16 protein-coding genes are annotated in these 18,147 nt (G+C 62.2%); 8 read left to right on the top strand and 8 right to left on the bottom strand.

Translation table 11 applies throughout. The features are described 5' to 3' along the window. Window positions 1-10: 10 nt before the first annotated feature. A complete protein-coding gene (locus ACFSNN_RS01505; protein WP_134462082.1) occupies window positions 11-3,010 on the bottom strand; it encodes an FAD-binding and (Fe-S)-binding domain-containing protein in 3,000 nt (999 codons plus the stop codon). Window positions 3,011-3,049: 39 nt separating this feature from the next. After that, window positions 3,050-4,087, bottom strand: a complete 1,038-nt coding sequence (locus ACFSNN_RS01500) for a DUF1338 domain-containing protein (RefSeq protein ID WP_134462079.1) — start codon at window positions 4,085-4,087, stop codon at window positions 3,050-3,052. 168 nt (window positions 4,088-4,255) lie between these two features. On the opposite strand from ACFSNN_RS01500, the gene ACFSNN_RS01495 reads away from it, so the two are divergent. Next, the gene (locus ACFSNN_RS01495; protein WP_208949555.1) at window positions 4,256-5,188 is read left to right on the top strand and encodes a LysR substrate-binding domain-containing protein; all 933 of its coding nucleotides are present in this window, start codon (window positions 4,256-4,258) and stop codon (window positions 5,186-5,188) included. A 26-nt stretch (window positions 5,189-5,214) separates the two neighbouring features. On the opposite strand, the gene ACFSNN_RS01490 is transcribed toward ACFSNN_RS01495, so the two are convergent. Next, complete coding sequence (locus ACFSNN_RS01490) at window positions 5,215-6,348, bottom strand: 4-hydroxyphenylpyruvate dioxygenase family protein (RefSeq protein ID WP_134462076.1); 1,134 nt, start codon at window positions 6,346-6,348, stop codon at window positions 5,215-5,217. Window positions 6,349-6,599: 251 nt separating this feature from the next. After that, window positions 6,600-7,583, bottom strand: coding sequence for a pca operon transcription factor PcaQ (pcaQ, locus tag ACFSNN_RS01485; RefSeq protein ID WP_134462073.1), 984 nt, complete (start codon window positions 7,581-7,583; stop codon window positions 6,600-6,602). 108 nt (window positions 7,584-7,691) lie between these two features. Between pcaQ and pcaH the strand changes: the two genes are divergently transcribed. Both pcaH and pcaG read left to right on the top strand, forming a co-directional pair. After that, on the top strand, window positions 7,692-8,396 hold the full coding sequence (pcaH, locus tag ACFSNN_RS01480; protein ID WP_134462070.1) for a protocatechuate 3,4-dioxygenase subunit beta: 705 nt from the start codon (window positions 7,692-7,694) through the stop codon (window positions 8,394-8,396). A gap of 3 nt (window positions 8,397-8,399) precedes the next feature. Then, complete coding sequence (gene pcaG, locus ACFSNN_RS01475) at window positions 8,400-8,987, top strand: protocatechuate 3,4-dioxygenase subunit alpha (protein ID WP_134462068.1); 588 nt, start codon at window positions 8,400-8,402, stop codon at window positions 8,985-8,987. 162 nt (window positions 8,988-9,149) lie between these two features. On the opposite strand, the gene ACFSNN_RS01470 is transcribed toward pcaG, so the two are convergent. Together ACFSNN_RS01470 and ACFSNN_RS01465 are read right to left on the bottom strand one after the other, a co-directional pair. After that, window positions 9,150-10,382 carry a serine hydrolase gene (locus ACFSNN_RS01470; protein WP_134462065.1) on the bottom strand — a complete coding sequence of 411 codons (1,233 nt, stop codon included), beginning with the start codon at window positions 10,380-10,382 and terminating at the stop codon, window positions 9,150-9,152. Between the two features lie 154 nt (window positions 10,383-10,536). Beyond that, entirely contained in the window at window positions 10,537-10,800 is a 264-nt protein-coding gene (locus ACFSNN_RS01465) for an H-NS family nucleoid-associated regulatory protein (protein ID WP_012428557.1), read from the bottom strand. A gap of 465 nt (window positions 10,801-11,265) precedes the next feature. On the opposite strand from ACFSNN_RS01465, the gene ACFSNN_RS01460 reads away from it, so the two are divergent. The 3 genes from ACFSNN_RS01460 to ACFSNN_RS01450 all read left to right on the top strand — a co-directional run bounded on the left by ACFSNN_RS01460 (window position 11,266) and on the right by ACFSNN_RS01450 (window position 12,927). Further along, window positions 11,266-11,901, top strand: coding sequence for a LysE family translocator (locus tag ACFSNN_RS01460; protein ID WP_134462062.1), 636 nt, complete (start codon window positions 11,266-11,268; stop codon window positions 11,899-11,901). A 306-nt stretch (window positions 11,902-12,207) separates the two neighbouring features. Further along, window positions 12,208-12,411, top strand: a complete 204-nt coding sequence (locus tag ACFSNN_RS01455) for a cold-shock protein (protein ID WP_012428559.1) — start codon at window positions 12,208-12,210, stop codon at window positions 12,409-12,411. Window positions 12,412-12,702: 291 nt separating this feature from the next. Continuing rightward, window positions 12,703-12,927, top strand: a complete 225-nt coding sequence (locus ACFSNN_RS01450; RefSeq protein ID WP_012428560.1) for a hypothetical protein — start codon at window positions 12,703-12,705, stop codon at window positions 12,925-12,927. A gap of 122 nt (window positions 12,928-13,049) precedes the next feature. On the opposite strand, the gene ACFSNN_RS01445 is transcribed toward ACFSNN_RS01450, so the two are convergent. Next, on the bottom strand, window positions 13,050-14,681 hold the full coding sequence (locus ACFSNN_RS01445; RefSeq protein WP_134462059.1) for an acyl-CoA synthetase: 1,632 nt from the start codon (window positions 14,679-14,681) through the stop codon (window positions 13,050-13,052). Window positions 14,682-14,941: 260 nt separating this feature from the next. On the opposite strand from ACFSNN_RS01445, the gene ACFSNN_RS01440 reads away from it, so the two are divergent. Then, the gene (locus ACFSNN_RS01440; protein WP_134462056.1) at window positions 14,942-15,688 is read left to right on the top strand and encodes a Crp/Fnr family transcriptional regulator; all 747 of its coding nucleotides are present in this window, start codon (window positions 14,942-14,944) and stop codon (window positions 15,686-15,688) included. A 180-nt stretch (window positions 15,689-15,868) separates the two neighbouring features. Beyond that, on the top strand, window positions 15,869-17,428 hold the full coding sequence (locus ACFSNN_RS01435; RefSeq protein ID WP_134462053.1) for a methyl-accepting chemotaxis protein: 1,560 nt from the start codon (window positions 15,869-15,871) through the stop codon (window positions 17,426-17,428). 119 nt (window positions 17,429-17,547) lie between these two features. Here the strand turns inward: ACFSNN_RS01435 and ACFSNN_RS01430 are convergent, their stop codons facing one another. Next, a complete protein-coding gene (locus ACFSNN_RS01430; protein WP_134462050.1) occupies window positions 17,548-17,901 on the bottom strand; it encodes a transposase in 354 nt (117 codons plus the stop codon). Window positions 17,902-18,147: the final 246 nt, after the last annotated feature.

The raw sequence follows: 18,147 nt of genomic DNA, 5'->3' as shown, positions 1-18,147 counted from the left end.
TGCATGTGCTTTAGCGCGCCGCCAACGCCCGCTGCGCGAGTTGCGCGATATGCATTGCGTGACGCCCCGTCCCCTGCTCGATCTGCTCACGGCAACTGAAGCCGTTGGTCAACACGATCGTCTCCGCGCCCGCCGCACGCACCGCTGGAAATAGCTTGTCTTCGCCGATCTTCGTAGACAGCGCGTGATGCTCCGCGTTGAAGCCGAACGATCCGGCCATACCGCAGCATCCCGTATCGAGCAGTTTCCAATTCACGCCGAGCTTGTTCAGCAGCGCGGTATCGCCCTGCATGCCGAACAGCGCCTTCTGATGGCAATGCCCGTGCACGATCACGTCCGCGGCGAGCGTCGGCCAATCGAACGGCTGACGCGCGACGAAATCGGAGAACAGGAAAGTTTGCGCCGACAGCTTCTTCGCCAATGCATGATTGGGCAGTTGCTTCAGCAATTCGTCCTTGAACACCGACAAACAACCCGGTTCGAGACCGACTAGCGGCACGCCGGCGGCGATATCGTCCGCGAGGTCGTCGAGAATGTGGGTGAGCAACTCGCGCGCGCGTTCGAGCAGGCCGAAGTCGTACAGCGGGCGCCCGCAGCACAACCGGTTCTTCGGCAACACGACATGCCAGCCCAATTGCTTTAAGACATCGGCGGCTGCCTGCGCGATCTCGGGCGTGAAGTGATCGTTGAACGTATCGACCCACAGGATCACTTTCTTCACGTCGCCGCGAGCATCACGCGCCGCTTGCGGCGAACGCCGTGCGATCTGCCTGTATGTGGCACGTGCGAAATGAGGCAGTTCGCGCGTTTGCGCCACACCGGCCAGCCACTTGCCGAACGAAGCCAAACCTGGCGCCGACGTCATGAAATTCGTCAGACGTGGAAAACGCGCCGCCCACGGCGCCCATTCGCCGATGCGTCCCATGAACAGCGCCTGCCGTGGCCGACGATTCGACTCGTAGTAATGCGAAAGAAATTCCGCCTTGTATGAAGCCATGTCCGTATGCGTCGGGCAATCGGATTTGCAGCCCTTGCAGGCGAGGCACGTGTCAAGCGCTTCCTTCACCTCGCGGCTTTGCCAGCCGTCGGCAATCACGTCGCCTTGCAGCATTTCCCAGAACAGATGCGCACGGCCACGCGTCGAATATTTCTCTTCGCGTGTCGCGCGATAACTCGGGCACATCGTGCCGCCTTCGAGCGAACGGCATTTGCCCATGCCGATGCATCGCTCGACCTCACGCTGAAAACCGTCGCCCTCCTGGCTCGCAAACGTCAGTCTGGTTTGCAACGTGACCGGCTTGTAGGCGGGCCCCATGCGCAGGTTCTCGTCGGCGCGATAGGCGTGCACGACTTTGCCTGGATTCAGACGATTAGCCGGATCCCAGATCGCCTTGAACTGCTCCATCGCCTGCATCAACTCGGGGCCATACATGATCGGCAGAAACTCGGCCTTGGCCTGCCCGTCGCCATGTTCGCCCGACAGCGAACCGCCGAATTCGACGACCAGTTCGGCCGCTTCGCGCAGAAACTTGCGCCACGTCGCGACACCTTCCGCACTGCGCAGATCGAAGGTAATGCGCGCGTGCACGCAGCCATCGCCGAAATGGCCGTAGAGACTCGTCTCGTAACCGTAGCGATCCACCAGCGCCTGGAATGCGCGCAGATAATCGCCGAGACGCAGCGGATCGACCGCGGCATCTTCCCAGCCGACCACGGGGTCCGGCGTGCCGCAATCGACCGACAACGCCACCGCCGACGCGCCCGTCTCACGAATCGACCAGACCTTGGCCTGTAACGCCCGGTCTTCAACAAGCATCGCCGAGACGTTCGGCCCGGCTTCGCCGGAGGCAAAGTAAGCGGCGGCGGCTCGCGCCTTAAGCATCACATCGTCTTGCGTGTCCGCGCCGAATTCGAGCACGACCCACGCATCGCCTTCGGGCAGCAACGCAATCTCGTCCTTCTTCAAACCGCGTGCCTGCAAACCGCGAATGATCGCGCGGTCCAGTCCTTCGACGGCGATCGGCCCGCAGCGCATGAAATGCGGCACGGCATCCGCCGCCGTGTAGATATCCGTGAAGCCGACAACGACGATCACGCGCATCGCCGGACTTTTCACGAGGCGCACTTTCGCCTGCAAGGTGAGCGCGCACGTCCCCTCGGTGCCGACCAGTGCGCGCGCGACGTTAAAGCCGTTTTCCGGCAGCAATTGATCGAGATTGAAGCCCGACACACGTCGCTTGATCTGAGGGAATTTCGCGCGAATCTGCTCAGCGTAGGTATCGCGCAACTGCTTCAGCGCGGCGTAGATTTCACCCTGACGGCCGCCCTCGGCGATGATGCGTTCGAGTTCCTGATCGGAGGTCGGACCGACCCAGAAACGCGCGCCGTCGAAGGTCGCGATTTCCAGCGCTTCGACGTTTTCGACCGTTTTGCCGGCCATCACCGAATGCGCGCCGCACGAGTTGTTGGCGATCATGCCGCCGAGCGTGCAGCGGCTGTGCGTCGCCGGGTCGGGTGCGAAGGTGAGGCCGTGCTGTTCGGCGGCATCGCGCAAGGTATCGCAGACCACGCCGGGTTCGACGATCGCAACGCGCGCGAGCGGATCGACCGACACGACGCGGTTCACATACTTGCTCGCGTCCGCGACCACCGCGACGTTGACGCACTGTCCGTTCTGCGACGTGCCACCGCCGCGCGGGAGAAACGGCACGTCGTTGCGACGGCAAGCGGCGAGCGTGGCCAACAGGTCGTCTACATCCGCGGGTACGACGACGGCGAGCGGCACTTGCCGATAGTTCGACGCATCCGCCGCATACAGTGCTTTCGACCCCTGGTCGAAGCGCACTTCGCCACGCACGTGGCTACGCAAATCGGCTTCGAGCGCCTGCATTACGGCGGCGGTGCCGCTGAACGGCGTCGCCACGTGCGGCGCCCGCTTCAATGCGTTCCTGCCGTAATCGTGCAGTTCGTCGACGCCCGCGCCCTGTTCCTCATCAAATGACGTTCCCACTGCGCCCCCCGTCTCTCGTGCCTGTGCGCCGCTGCGCGCTCAGGCAGCCTGGCTCGCGGTCATCTTGAAGATGCCCTGTGCGTTGCCCGCGTCAAAACGCAGGTCCGTTTCCCAACGACGCGCGTCCTGATCGAAAGTCCGCTTGCGCGTGATGAATTCGTAGAAGGAGCCCGGCACGTCACGCGTCACGACGCTGCCGTCAGCCGCGCGGAACTCGCGCTTCACGAGGTCGGCACGATAGGCCGTCTGAAACACGCGTCCCGAGCGCGAACGCTCCACTTCCGGTTTCATTGGACGACCCTTGGCCTTCTCGTCATCGGACAATTGAAAGACATCCGCGACGCGGTCGGTGGCATGGTTGAACGCGTTGCCTTCCGTGGCGATCCACGCCATCTCCGCCGATTCCATAAACAATACTTCGTAATCGGCTTCGCGTGGCGTGTCGTGCTGGCGCGCGAACGCGCCGACGATCACCGGCAGCAATTCGTGCGCCGAGTCGAGCGGCAGCACGCCGTCGCGCTCGAGCTCCCACAACTGGCCGACGGCGCGCGGCGTCAACGGATCGCGCGACGCGCCGATCACGTTGGTCACCGCCTGCTGAAATTCCGGCGAGAACCGTTCAGGATGCAATTCGCTGACGAAGTACTGCGCGATTTCATCGGGCGCGTCGTCATGCGCCCACGCGCGGCCGGTCATGCCGAGGCGGTCGAGCGGATAGCGGCCGTTGATGCTGAAGCCGAGCGGACGAAGAATGCGCGCGAACGCGGCTTCGCCAGTCGGCAGCGCGCCGCTGTGCGGCCAGCGCACCGTGCGCAACGCGCCGTGATCGAAGTACACGCTGCCGCCCGCCGCGATCGTCTCCTCGGTGTACTGACGGCCGTTCGCCGAGCGCGCCAGCAGATCCTCGAACAGCGTCATGTTCAACGCCTGCGCAAGCTCGGCGCGCGTGACGATGCCGCCTTCCCATTCGTCCAGAATGCGCGGATGGTTCAGTGTCGCGAAGAGCCGTGTGGTTTTCTCGGCGCCGAGCAATTTCAGCAGCAGTTGTTCGACATTCGCATTCTTGATGTTTCGCATAGCGGTTCTCTACGTGACTTTGACGGGCGCTGATTGACGTGTTCGAACGAACCTGCCGGCGCAGAGGCAATAGCACCGGATGGCAGGCTCGACGACGTGATTATTCAAATCGCCTGGGTTCCCGTAAAGCGAGATAAAATCGCCACTTGATGCGCTTTTGGAATCAACGTGCGAAAATTCAAGATCCCCAACATGGGCGCGCTGCTCGCTTTCGAAGCTGCCGCGCGGCACGAGAGCTTCACGCACGCGGCGCGCGAACTCTTTCTCACCGAGAGCGCGGTGTCGCGGCAGATCAATACGCTGGAGAGCAATCTCGGCGTGCGGCTGTTCGTGCGCGTCAAACAGCGCGTGGTGCTGACGAAAGCGGGCAAGGTGTATAGCGCGCAGGTGCGGCGCTCGCTGGAACAACTGGATCGCGACACATTGTCCATCATCGCGCACGGCAGTGGCGGCGGTTATCTGGAACTGGCGGTTCTGCCCACTTTCGCGTCGCAATGGCTGATTCCGCGGCTCGCGGCATTCAACGCGCGGTATCCGGACGTGCGCGTGAACATGGGCGTGCGAACCGGCACGTTCCCGTTCGCCGAAACCCATTTCGAGGCCGCGATTCACTACGGCAAGCCCACTTGGCCGGGTACGTCGGCGGATTTTCTGTTCAGCGAAGAGGTCGTGCCGGTGTGCGCGGCGAGTCTGCTGAAGCGCCCCGTTCAAAGCGCCGCTGAGCTTCTGAACTACCCGCTGCTGCACTCCACCACCCGGCCGGACGACTGGGCCTCATGGTTCGCCAGCGTGGGCGTCGACGACAACCGGGCCATGCAAGGCGTGCGCTACGAGCTCCACACCATGCTCATCAGCGCAGCCGCGGCCGGCCTCGGCATTGCGCTGGTGCCGCGTTTTTTCGTCGATGCGCAGCTCGGCCAGCTCGGGCTCGTGATTCCGCTCGATGCGCCCGCCGTCGCCGACTCGGCGTACTACCTCGTCTATCCGACCGAGTTGAGTCATGGCAGGCCGCTGGCGAGTTTCCGCGAGTGGCTGTTGCACGAAGCCGCGGCCTATAACGCGGTGAATCCCGAGCTAGGCAGCCCGCCCGACAAGGCTTGAGCCAGCGCGGGCGTCAGGTCGAACCTTCAGGCGCCAGCCGGTTCGCGCGCTTTGGCCAGTGCGCTCAGATTGCCCTCGCCGAAGCCGTGATGACCTTGGCGCTGCACGATCTCGAAGAATATTTCGCCGGCGCGGCGCCGCACGAAGGTCTGGAAAAACAGTTGTGGCACGCCGTCCGCGCCGATTTCGCCGTCCACCAGCACGTGCGTGCGTTTGAGTCGCGCGACATCGAGCCCATGACCCGGCAGACGCGCGTCGAGTTGATCGTAGTAACGCGGCGGCGGCTCGACGAATTCGACGCCGTTCGCGAGCAACTGCTCGACGCACGCGAAGATGTCGTCGGTGGCGAGGGCGATGTGCTGCACGCCTTCGCCCGGATGGTCCGGCAAATACTCGTGCATCAGATTGGTCCGGCTCGTGCCTTCCTCGTACAAGGGCACGCGAATCGCACCGCACGGTGACACCATTACGCGCGATTCCGCCGACACATGCCAATTGGCGTGCAACTCGTGAATCTCGCGGAAGTTGAGCAGGTCGCGATAGAAGTCGAGCCACTCCTGCATCCGGCCTTCGCCGACCGTTTGCGTCAGATGGTCCACGGCGACGAGGCCGTTGCCCGCATGACTCAAGTCGGCATGCGCCGTGTCGATTTCGATGGGCCGGAAGTCGATGTCGAAGATGGAGATGTCGCCGAGGCCGCCACGCTGGCCGCCGCGGCCGCGCCAACGGTCGACGAAATAGATATGCGAGTCGCCGATGCCCTGAATGGCCGGAATCAGCAACTCGCCCGTGCCGATCTTTTCGCCTTCAAACGCCCATGCGCCGAGTTCGATCGCGCGGTCGAAGGCGCGCTGCGCGTCCGCCACGCGAATGCCGATCGCGCAGATGCCCGCGCCGTATTCCTCCGCATAGCGCGCGGCGAACGAGTCCGGCTCGGCGTTGATGAGGAACTGCATCTCGCCCTGACGGTAGAGCGTGACGTCCTTGCTGATATGCCGTGCAATCGCTTTGAAGCCGAGCTTGGTGAAGGTCTCGCCGAGCGCCTGCGGATCGCGCGCCGCGAATTCCACGAATTCGAGGCCGGCAGTGCCGAGCGGATTGTGCTCAGGCGCCGACACGGCGCGCAGCGCGGCGTCTGGAGTGGGCAAGTCGCTGGGCATGGCAATCTCCTTTACAGTCTTTCGACGCTATTCGCACTGTTTCTGGTGTTCGGTGCAAGCCGCCGCCGCACCCGCAGTGTGACACCGCATGCGTGGCGTGCCGCGGCATCGCGGCACGCGACGGCTTTTGCACCGTGTTTGTACACCGGGTAGCAGGGCGTTCGCAACCTTCATTTTGTACCGAATGGTTCACTCGACGGTGCCGCCCTGCGCCTCGCGCTACCAGACACTCACGATCGGGACGAAACGCCCTATTTACCGCTCCGCTTCTGCGCCCTTTTCCCTGTTGCCTTGTCCGCACGCGAAGCCATGCGCTGCTGCGCGACCTCACGCACCGCCTCGATAAACGCCCGTCCGACCGGCGACGGCTGCGTGTCCGAGCGCCGGATCAATCCGACCGGCTCGCCGGTTCCGGCGAAGGGCAATGGCAAACGTACCAGCATGCCGTGCGCCAGTTCGTATTCGACCGCGCTCAGCGGAACGAACCACACGGCGCCGTTCTCCAGCGTCAACGCGCGGCCCGTCGAAACCGACAATACCTCGATGAACGCCGACAACGGCGGCACGCCCCATGCGCTCAACAGACTGTCCGCCGATTGCCGGATCAACGTGCCGAACGGCGGCAACACCACCGGGAAATCTTCGAGCGACGCGGCCGGCAACCCCGCGCCCGCGGCCAATGGATGCCCGGCGCGGACGACCGCGATCAACGGCTCGCTGAACAGCTGCTCGAAACTGAGCCCGACCATCCGCTCGGGATCGGCCAGCCGACCGATCGCAAATTCGATCGTGCCCGCTTTCAGGCGCTCGAGCAATTCGGGGTTGGCGCCCGTCGCGAGACGCACGATCACGCGCGGCCAGAGCGCGGCGAACCGCTTCAGCACAGGCGGTATCAACGCCGCCGCGACGGTCGGCAGAATGCCGATTTCCAGCGTGGCGGCGGCCGCGCCTTCTGCGCGCGCCAGCAGATCGACGCCTTGGCGCAGCGCGCTGACGCAAGCGCTCGCGTGCGGCATGAAGAGTTGCCCCTCGCGGGTCGGCACGGCGCCGTGGCGGCCGCGCTCGAACAGCTTCACGCCAAGGATCGCTTCCAGTTCGGCCACCGTCTTGGAAACCGCGGGCTGGGTGATCGACAGGCTGTCGGCCGCCCGCTGGACGCTGCCGAACTGCGCGACGGCCAGAAAGCACTGGAGATGACGGAATTTGACGCGGCTATCCGCGAGGCTGCGTTGCATAACGGCAGGTTATACGAAAAGGGCGAAAACGTCATTTTGCATAACCTCTTAGGTTGGATAAAGTCTCTCCATAACGTCGTATCCCACAATTCCTCGAAGGAGACACTGATGGACGATTCCTTTCTCAGCGCGCGCGACTTCCCGTCCCATCCGCCTTACGTCTATCCCGGCTACGGTTCGTCGGTCAAACGCGGCCCGACACTTCCGCTGATTCCGCTGAAGGAAAAGCTGCGCGACCAGCGCGTGCCGGTCTACGGCACCGACGACCTCGGCGCGCTCGATCACGACCTGACGCGTAACGCCGTGCGTAACGGCGAACCGCTCGGCGAACGCATCATCGTGACGGGCCGTGTGCTCGACGAAGGCAATCGCCCGGTGCGCAACACGCTGGTCGAAATCTGGCAAGCCAACGCCGCCGGCCGCTATGTGCACAAGGCCGATCAGCACGACGCGCCGCTCGACCCGAATTTCCTCGGCGCGGGCCGCTGCATCACGGACAACGAAGGCCGCTACCGCTTCCTGACGATCAAGCCGGGCGCGTATCCGTGGGGCAACCATCCGAACGCGTGGCGTCCGAACCATATTCACTTCTCGCTCTTCGGCGACCATTTTGGCTCGCGCCTCGTCACGCAGATGTACTTCCCCGGCGATCCGCTGCTGGCGTTCGACCCGATCTTCCAGGGCACGCCGGAGCAAGCCCGTGACCGTCTGATCGCGGATTTCTCGCTCGACACCACGCAAGAGGCCTATGCGCTCGGCTACGACTTCGACATCGTGCTGCGCGGCCGCAACGAAACTCCGATGGAGCGCTAAGCCATGACCACTCTCAAGCAGACGCCTTCGCAGACGGTTGGACCGTACTTCGCGTACGGTTTGTGCCCGCAGCAGTACGATTTCGACTTCAAGAGCCTGTTCACACCGGTTCTGGCCGACCGCGAAGCGGCCGGCGAGCACATCACGCTGGTCGGGCAAGTATTCGACGGCGACGGCAAGGTGATTGGCGACGCCATGCTCGAAGTGTCGCAAGTGGACTCGAACGGTCACTTCCCGGAGTCGCGTGAGGAAATCCTGAAAACCGGCTTTCGCGGTTTTGCGCGCGTGGGCACCGGCACCGATCCGCACAAACGTTTTGTCGTGGAAACGGTGAAACCGGGCCGGGCCAGTCCGGACGAAGCGCCGCATCTGAATGTGATCCTGACCATGCGCGGCATGCTGCTGCACACGTTCACGCGCATCTATTTCGAGGACGAAGCTGCGGCGAACGAGAAGGATCCCGTGCTGGCAACGGTTCCAGCGGAGCGGCGCGACACGCTGATCGCGCGCCGCGAGCCGAATGTGGCGAACGTTTACCGCTTCGATATCCACATGCAAGGCGCTAAGGAAACCGTATTTTTCGATCTTTGACGCGGTTTTTCTACACTTTCATATAGCTTTCACATACACTGACCATGATCCTTCTAGCGACTGGATCGCGAAACTCCGAGTAGTTGAGCCCGCCTTGCGCGGGCTTTTTTTTGGCCATCTTTTTGGCCTTTTTTCTGGCCTGTCTCGTCTGACGAATACCCCTCATCGCAGCGAGCAGTGCAGCCAGCGGCTGATTCTCTCCACGTCGGCAATGTGATCGTGCGCGCCAGGCGCGCCCAGCACCACGATGTCCACCGGCCTGCCGTGCACCTTCATTCGCACCACGACGCAGTGCCCAGCTTCGTTGATGAAGCCGGTTTTCTGCAGCACGATCGAGCGGTCGCCGCCTCGCACGAGCGCATTCGAGTTGTGATAACTCAAGCTCGCTCGCCCGCCGCCGGGTAAGACCACCTGACCGCGATCGGTGGAATAAGCGCGAATCAGCGGATAACGGCTGGCCGCGGCAACCAGCAGCGACAAATCGCGCGCGGTGGAAACGTTCTGCGCCGACAAGCCCGTGCCATTCACGAACGACGTGTGCCGCATACCAAGCAAGCGCGCCTTCGCATTCATCGCCGCCACGAAACCTGGACGGCCGCCCGTGTAATCGCGACTGAGCGCGGCCGCAGCGCGATTCTCCGACGACATCAGCGCAATATGCAGCATGTCATGGCGCGACAGCGTCGAGCCGACACTCAAACGCGAACCCGTGAATTTGTCGAAATCCTGGTCCTGAACCGTGACGTTGAGCGGCGCGTTCAATGCATGCTTTGCGTCGAGTGACACGACCGCCGTCATCAGTTTGGATACCGAAGCGATTGGCATGACGCGGTCCGCCTGCTTTTCGGCAAGCACGGTTTGCGTGCGTTCGTCGACGACGTAGACGGATCTGGCGCGAAGCAAAGCGCGGGATCTCGGCGTATAGCCGCAGCGCGCCAACAAACGAGGGCCTTTATGCGACATCGCGGCGCGCGACGCTGACGCACGTTGCGTCTCGCCCTTTGCCGTCATCGCTACGGGACGTCTCACGCCGCGTGGATCCCGCGCATTGCGCGCAGCTTGCCGACGATGTTTGGGCGTGACTTTGCTGACATGCATCGTCCGCACGGGGCTAGCCACGTGCTTGCACTTGTGTGCGACACGACGCCGAGTCTTGCCGGTGGTCGGTTTCTTGGCTTTGTTCGAGCGTTGTGCTTTCGCCTTGGAGGTGCGCTTGGCGGACTGCTCAACGTGCCGGCTCGTGCGCGCGGACGGCTGCCGTGCAGGCTCGTGGGCCGCACCAAACGACCAGTCGATATTCAGCCACAACAAGCCGAATATCGCGAGACAACGGAGCCATGCAGGAAAACGAAAAGCCGGAAATTCAGATGAAGGAGTTCGATGACCGTACGGCATGCAGCTTCCAGTTCTGTGCCGCATGCGCCCGCATGAATGGGCACGGAATCGGCAACGACCCGCCGATCTTAAGGCAGATCGTGCATGCGATCAACGGCAAAGGAACGCGCCGACGGGCTATGCGACATCCGCACGCAAGCCGCGGACGCCCTTCCTAGCAACGGAAATGATCGATGTTCTGTCCAGCGTAAATTGCACGCGCGAGCCAGTCCGGTTTATCACCGTGACCGTCCCATGTATTACCGTAGGCGTCGCGATACATCACGGCGCGCGTCGCGGCCGCGTCGGCTTCGATCGCTTCGGCGAGCGCTTCTATCGTAATGCCGTATTCGTCCATGCGTCGGCGGATCCATGCGACCAGGCGCTCGCGCGCATTCCCGTCGAAGTCGAGCTGCCGTTGTTCCCCAAGCTCTTTCATAACGTACCAGTGTCGCGGCTAATAATGCTCGCGTTAGATAAGCAAAAGGCTTCGCTAAAAAACGCGAAGCCTATGCGTGATTCAGATGGCTCGAGTGCGAATCGAACTCGCGACGCCTCTCCCGATGCGGGAAAACTCGCACCTGGAAATCATGCCCAATAAATCTTGGATTATGGGGGATTCGGCGGCAACCGGATCGAATTGCGCTCGTGTCTCGCCCCGTGGTTCGGGGCTGCTTCAGCGTATGGAAAGCGATTCTAGCATCCAATTTCTTTTGCTTGCAGCAAGGAATTGTTAGTCCGCGATGCAGCGCTTTTCAATTCTAGTCGGGTTATCCAGACTGCGAGTAGAACCGGCAATACCCATCGACAAGAAATGAGCGCACAGCAAGGACAAAAAAGCAAAGCCTCTTCTCTCATGTTATGTTCACTGACTGGCACGCTCGCGCATAGGAGACACTCGACCATGACCGCTTCAACCGCCATCATCACCATCCTGGCCGCACTGCTGTTGGGCGCCATGAGTCCGGGACCGAGCTTTGTGATCGTCGCCCGCAATGCGATCGGATTGTCGCGCGGCGATGGGCTCGCTACCGCCCTCGGTATGGGCGTCGGCGGCGTATTCTTTAGCGGCGTCGCGTTGCTCGGTCTCTATACCTTGCTGGCGAGCGTCGAATGGCTCTATGTCGGCCTGAAAGTGGCGGGTGGGTTATATCTGATCTACCTCGCGTCGAAAATCTGGCGCGGCGCGGCCAAACCGCTTGCTTTCGATGCCTCGCAAGCGGTCTCGGGCAATGCTCGCAAATCGTTCTGGATCGGCTTGAGCACGCAACTCAGCAATCCGAAGACAGCCGTCTATTACGGCAGCATTTTCGCGGCGCTGCTGCCGCAACATCCGCCGCTGTGGTGCTACTTTGCATTGCCGCCCGCGATCTTCGCGATCGAAGCCGGCTGGTACACCATCGTCGCGTTGTGCTTTTCGAGCAAGCGGCCGCGTGAAATCTATCTGCAATGGAAAGGCTGGGTCGATCGCGTCGCCGCGAGCGCAGTCGCCGCGCTCGGATTGCGCCTGATCCTGACGGCGCACAAAGTGGGCATCTGATCTGAAACGCGTTGCCGCTGGAATGGCTTGCCGCGCTGAACCGCACGGCGTGGCAGGCCGGGAACCAACGCCCTATCGGCACGAGCTCAGCACAAGCCGCGCGCCGTGTGCGGCAAAACAGTTACAAGTTAAGTGTTGACGCTGACATACCCCGGCGGTTACTGTGGCGTCCGAAGTTCAAGAAGTTCGATTGCTGTTCATCAATGTCTCGCTCCCTCAGCGGTATTCGTTGTCCTCTCCCTCCTTGACGCTTCACACGCTCTTTCACAGAGCACATTTCTCTATTTTTTACCTCAAGGATTCTTCATGGATACCGGTACCGTTAAGTGGTTCAACGACAGCAAAGGCTTTGGCTTCATCACCCCGGACAAGGGCGGCGACGACCTGTTCGCGCACTTCTCGGAAATCAGCGGCGACGGCTTCAAGACGCTGGCTGAGAATCAGAAAGTGAGCTTCGAAACGAAGCAAGGCCCGAAGGGTCTGCAAGCGGCTAACATCAAGCCGCTGTAAGTTTGAAGGGCTCGGTGTCCGGCAACGGACATCGGGCTGCAGCGACATCCTCGCGGAGCTTTGTCTCCCACAGTTGGCGCGTATCGCTTTGAGCTGCATGTCATTTCAAGCAGCTTGCCTGAGCGCCAAACGCCTCGTTGCACCTCATTCTCCCCTCCGGCTTCTACGCCCATTTTTCACTTTCCGACTGCGTCAGGATTCGGCTCGCAATGGCTTGAATCAGCTCGTCCGCGCGACTCGTTAGAAGGGTCCGCAAGGCAGGCGCGCACTCGAACATCATTAAAATATAAAATGCAAAACAAACATATTCATCACTACAACGGCTATGCCGTCAAACCCTCGGCGCACCGTTTGCCCGATGGAACTTTTTCTTCCAATCTGTTGCTCGAACGCGCCGACAGCGCGCGTACCGAAGGGCGCTATCAGTTCTATTCGCTCGACTACTTCAAGAACGAAGAGCAGGCGCTGCAGCACTCGGCACGCTGGGCACGTCACTGGGTCGACACGCGCGGCTAAGCTCGCGAGCGGCGGGCGATCCTGTGCGATAACGCACATGTGATCCACGCCCCCACGTGCGCTTGCCCCGCGGCACGTATTACCGCCAACAGGCGTGCCATTCGGCACGCCTTACCATCGCATCATGGCTTTTCTTCCGCTTTGATGCGCGCGCGTAGTTCGAACTTCTGAATTTTTCCCGTCGACGTCTTCGGCAATTCACCGAAACGCACCGCTTTCGGCAACTTGTATCCAGCAAGAAAAAGCCGGCAGTGCGCAATGATCTCTTCCGCGCTCACCTGCGCCCCTTCCTTGAGCTCGACGAAGGCACAGGGCACCTCGCCCCACTTCGGATCAGCCATCGCCACCACGGCTGCTACAGACACCGCGGGGTGACGGTACAGCGTGTCTTCGACCTCGATGCTCGAAATGTTCTCGCCGCCGGAAATGATGATGTCCTTGCTGCGATCGCGAATGCGAATGTAGCCATCGGGCATTCGCACGCCGAGATCGCCGGTATGGAACCAGCCGCCCTGGAAGGTGGCTTCCGTCGCGCGCTCGTTCTTCAAATAGCCCTTCATGCAGATGTTGCCGCGGAACATGATTTCGCCGATCGTCTCGCCATCGTCGGGCACGGGTGTCAGCGTGTCCGGGTCGAGCACGGTTACCGCGGCCTGCAGGTGATAGCGCACGCCTTGCCGCGCGTTCATCTCGGCGCGTGCGCCGTCGTCGAGCGTCTCCCAATCCTCCTGTTTCGCGCAAACCGCGGCCGGACCGTAGGTTTCGGTGAGCCCGTACACGTGCGTGAGATCGAAGCCAATCTCTTTCATCTTCGCGATCACCGCAGGCGCGGGCGCCGCGCCCGCCACCATCGTCGACACGCGATGCTCGATACCCTCGCGCCATTGCGCCGGCGCGTTCGCGAGCGCGCTCTGCACGATCGGCGCGCCGCAATAGTGCGTGATGCCTTCGCGGCGAATCAGATCGAACACTGTCTTCGCATCGAATTTGCGTAAGCAGACATTGACGCCGGCTCGCGCGGCCACCGTCCACGGGAAACACCAGCCGTTGCAGTGAAATAGCGGCAAGGTCCACAGATAGATGGCGTGCTTGGGCATATCCCATTCGAGGATATTGCTCAGCGCGTTCAGATACGCGCCGCGATGGTGGTAGACCACACCTTTCGGATCGCCGGTCGTGCCGGAGGTGTAGTTCAGCGCGATGGCGTCCCATTCGTCGGCGGGCATGGTCCACGCGAATTCGGGGTCGCCGGATTGCAGGAACGCTTCGTAGTCTGTGGCGCGGATAAATTGCGAGGGATCGGCGGGCATCGCGTCCGCCACGCTGATCACGCGCAGGTCAGGGAATTCGAGCGCGGCACGATGCGCGAACTCGCCGTACTCGGTATCGACGATCAACGCCTTCGCCTCTCCATGGCGCAGCATGAACAACAGCGACGATACGTCGAGCCGCGTATTCAGCGTATTGAGCACGGCGCCGGCCATGGGCACGCCGAAGTGCGCTTCTATCATCGGAGGAATATTGGGGAGCAAGGCCGCGACGGTGTCGCCACGCTGAATGCCGGCCCGCTGCAACGCGCTGGCCAGACGCCGGGCGCGTTCGTAGGTCTCGCGCCAGTTGCGGCGGATCTCCCCATGGACGACCGCCGGCCGCTCACCGTAGACTTCCGCTGCGCGCACGATGAAATCGATCGGGGTGAGCGGTACGTAGTTGGCCTCACGGCGCTCGAGGCCTGCTTCGAACATGTGTTTCATCGCATCGTCTCCTGTCGACCAGAGTTAGCGCTTCAGCGCTTACTCGGGTCCCATGCAAAGCGGTCGACCAGAGTTAGCGCTTCAGCGCTTACTCGGGTCCCATGCAACATGGTTGCTAAGGCGCTGGCCGCGCCGTCGATTATTCTGCTTGATGAGCTAGGCTAACAATGGTCATGGTGAACTGTCTGTCATTCAAATGACAGAGTGGCACGCCCTGGCGCTCTCGCACTTACTTCCACCCGAAAAACCCGCAAGCTGCCATGAACGACGCTCCGCTCACCGCCCCCGCCGACGCCCGTCCGCGCAGACCGGAGCGAGTTGCGAGCGCCGATCTGCCGGGCCTGTTCGCCACCTGTGCGTGGTTCCGGGCGCTCGCCGCCGAGCATCAGTGCATGGTCCTCGCGAGCGCGCACGCGGAGCATCTGGAAGGCGGGGCGTGGATCGCGCGCCGCCAGGAACCCTCGGACTACTGGATCGGCGTCCATTCCGGACTCATCAAACTTGCCATTTATAGCCCTTCGGGCCGCAGTTGCACCCTGTCCGGCGTGCCGCCCGGCGGCTGGTTCGGCGAAGGCAGCGTGATCAAGCGTGAATTGCGCAAATACGACGTGGCGGCAATTCAGCCTTCGCTGGTCATGTTCGTGCCGTCTGAGACGTTTCACACGCTGCTCGCGTCCAGCTTGCCGTTCAACGCATTCGTGATCCGGCAACTGAACAACCGCATGGGCGAATTCATCGCGTCGATCCAGAATAGCCGGCTGCTCGATGTCGATGCGCGCGTCGCGCAGTCGCTCGCGCAGTTGTTCAACGCAGATCTTTATCCCGACACCGGCCGCACCCTCGCCATCTCGCAGGAAGAAGTCGGCCTGTTGGCGGGCGTTTCGCGTCAGCGGATCAACCAGGCGCTGCAAAACCTCGAACGGCTGCAAATTCTGCGCCTCTCGTACAACCAGATCGACGTGCTCGACCTCGAACGTCTAGGCGCATTCGGCCGGGAACAGCTCTAGCACCCAACGCCCTGCCTGCCGTTTTTGCTCCGCGTATTGCGGCAGCCGCCTGCGCGCGGCCGTTCGACTGTTTTTTGAGCAATCGGATAAAGAAAGCGCCGCACGCGCCGTTATGCGAGCTATGCAGCGCAGATTGCAGCCCGTCCCTATTCCGATTTCAACGTATTGTCGAATCCGATAATGAACCGTCTGACACTGAAACAGAAGTTGTGGGTGCCGTTGCTGCTGTGCTGGGCCGCGCTCCTGATCGTGACCGTTGTGAACGCGTACGAAGCGCGTAACGGTCAAATGGACGCACGGCGCGCAGATCTGGCCGACGTCACCGACATGGCGGTATCGATCGTCGCGGACTACGCGAAACAGGCCGACGCCGGCAAGTTCTCCGTCGACGAAGCGAAGCAGCAAGCGATCGCGCGCATCAATGCGCAACGTTACGGTGCCTCCGGCTACGTGACGATCGTGCGCAGCGACTCGGTCATGGTCGACCACCCGATGAGCCCGAAGCTGAACGGCAAGGACATGGGCGGCTTCCGCGACGCCAAAGGCAACGCGCTGTATCACGACATCGCCCAGGCCGGCGGCTCAGCGGCCGGCGCCGGCTATCTGCGCTACTGGTGGCCCAAACCCGGCGAAACGACGCCTAGCGAGAAGATCGGCTACGTGAAACGCTTCGCCCCGTGGGGCTGGGACTTCATCGCCGGCGCTTACATGGACGACATTCAGGCGCAGTTCTACACGACGCTCGCACGCTCGGCCGGCATGCTGGTGGTACTCGGCGTGATCGTGTCGTTCGTGGCGTCGCGCGTGGTGCGCAGCGTGTCGCGCTCGATTGGCGGCGAGCCTTCCGCCGCGGCCTCGATTGCGATGCAGATCGCGCGCGGCGATCTGGCCACTCGCATCGAGCTGCGCCGCGACGACACGTCAAGCCTGCTGTTCTCGCTGCGTGAGATGCGCAATCAACTTGCGTCCACCGTCGCGCGGATCAAGAACTCGGCGGAAACCATCACCGTCGCCTCGAAGGAAATCGCCGCGGGCAATCTGGATCTGTCGAGCCGCACCGAGGAACAGGCCGCGTCGCTGCAGCAGACCGCCGCCAGCATGGACGAACTCACCAAGACCGTCACGCAGAACGCCGACAATGCGGCCACCGCGTCCGAACTGGCTAGCGACGCGTCGAGCATCGCCGCGCGCGGCGGCCAGGTGGTCAACGACGTGGTCGAGAAAATGGCGGGCATCACCGATAGTTCGCGCAAGATCGGCGAGATCATCAGCGTGATCGAGGGCATCGCGTTCCAGACCAATATTCTGGCGCTGAACGCCGCGGTGGAAGCCGCGCGCGCCGGCGAAGAGGGTCGCGGCTTCGCGGTGGTGGCGGGCGAGGTGCGCAATCTCGCGCAACGCAGCGCGACAGCGGCCAAGGAGATCAAGGTGTTGATCGATCAGTCGGTCGCGCAAGTCGGCGAAGGCTCGACGCTCGCGGGCAAGGCGGGTAGCACGATCGGCGAGGTGGTCGACGCGGTGCGCCGCGTGACGGCCATCATGAACGAGATCTCGGCGGCTTCGAAGGAACAGAGTTCGGGTATCGGCGAAGTCAATCTCGCGATCCGTCAGATGGACGACGTGACGCAGCGCAATGCCGCACTTGTCGAGCAGGCGGCCGCCGCGGCCGGCTCGCTCGATGAGCAAACCGAACACCTGCGACATGCCGTCGCCGTGTTCAAGGTCGAGCAAACTGTGTGAGCGGGTCATACGGGCCACGGTCCGTCGTGCCCGATCGGCGGACTTCCTGACCGACCAAAAAAGGCTGTCGCCGAAAATCGGGTGACAGCCTTTTTTATCTGTCGCTGCGAAGCTGCAATCTACGCAGCACGCACGCCGCTCCTTCGCGTGATAGGCCGCTCGAGAATTGCATCGGTCCCGAACAGCGTGAACACGATGTCGGCCAGCACGCCGGACTTCTTCCAGCGCAGATAGTAGCGATGCGCCGTCTGATACGGCGCATAACGCTCCGGCATCGCGCTCCATGGCGCGCGCGCGTGCAGCACCCACATCACGCTATTCACCACCCAGCGGATATCGATGCTGGGACGCCCACGGCGAGGTCCAAGCGCTTTCATTTCAGGCAGCAGCGGGACGATGCGATGCCATTGCTCGTCAGTCAGATCGTAAGTGGTCGGCAAATGAGGCTGCGGCTTTCGAGTGGAATTATCCATGCGGTAAAAACGCGCGGCCGCTGCACACGGGCTGGCGTCGCCGCGAAATAGCGTCTATCAATCAATGGATTTCAGACTAACCCAAGCACGCCTGCGAGAAAGTTAACTCTTGTCAGACAGCGCGGGACAATGGTTAGAAACTGCAATAAGTTATTGCGCTAAAGGACTTTTGGCTCGACGCGGGTGTGGGTCTATCATCGGCGCGCCGGCGCGTGGTCCGTCTGCACACGCCGGACTCGAATGAAT

It is taken from the genome of Paraburkholderia dipogonis (genome assembly GCF_042680985.1).
Lineage (GTDB): Bacteria > Pseudomonadota > Gammaproteobacteria > Burkholderiales > Burkholderiaceae > Paraburkholderia > Paraburkholderia phytofirmans.
Note: the sequence above shows the minus strand (reverse complement) of the source record. Positions and strands in the feature narration are given on the sequence as shown.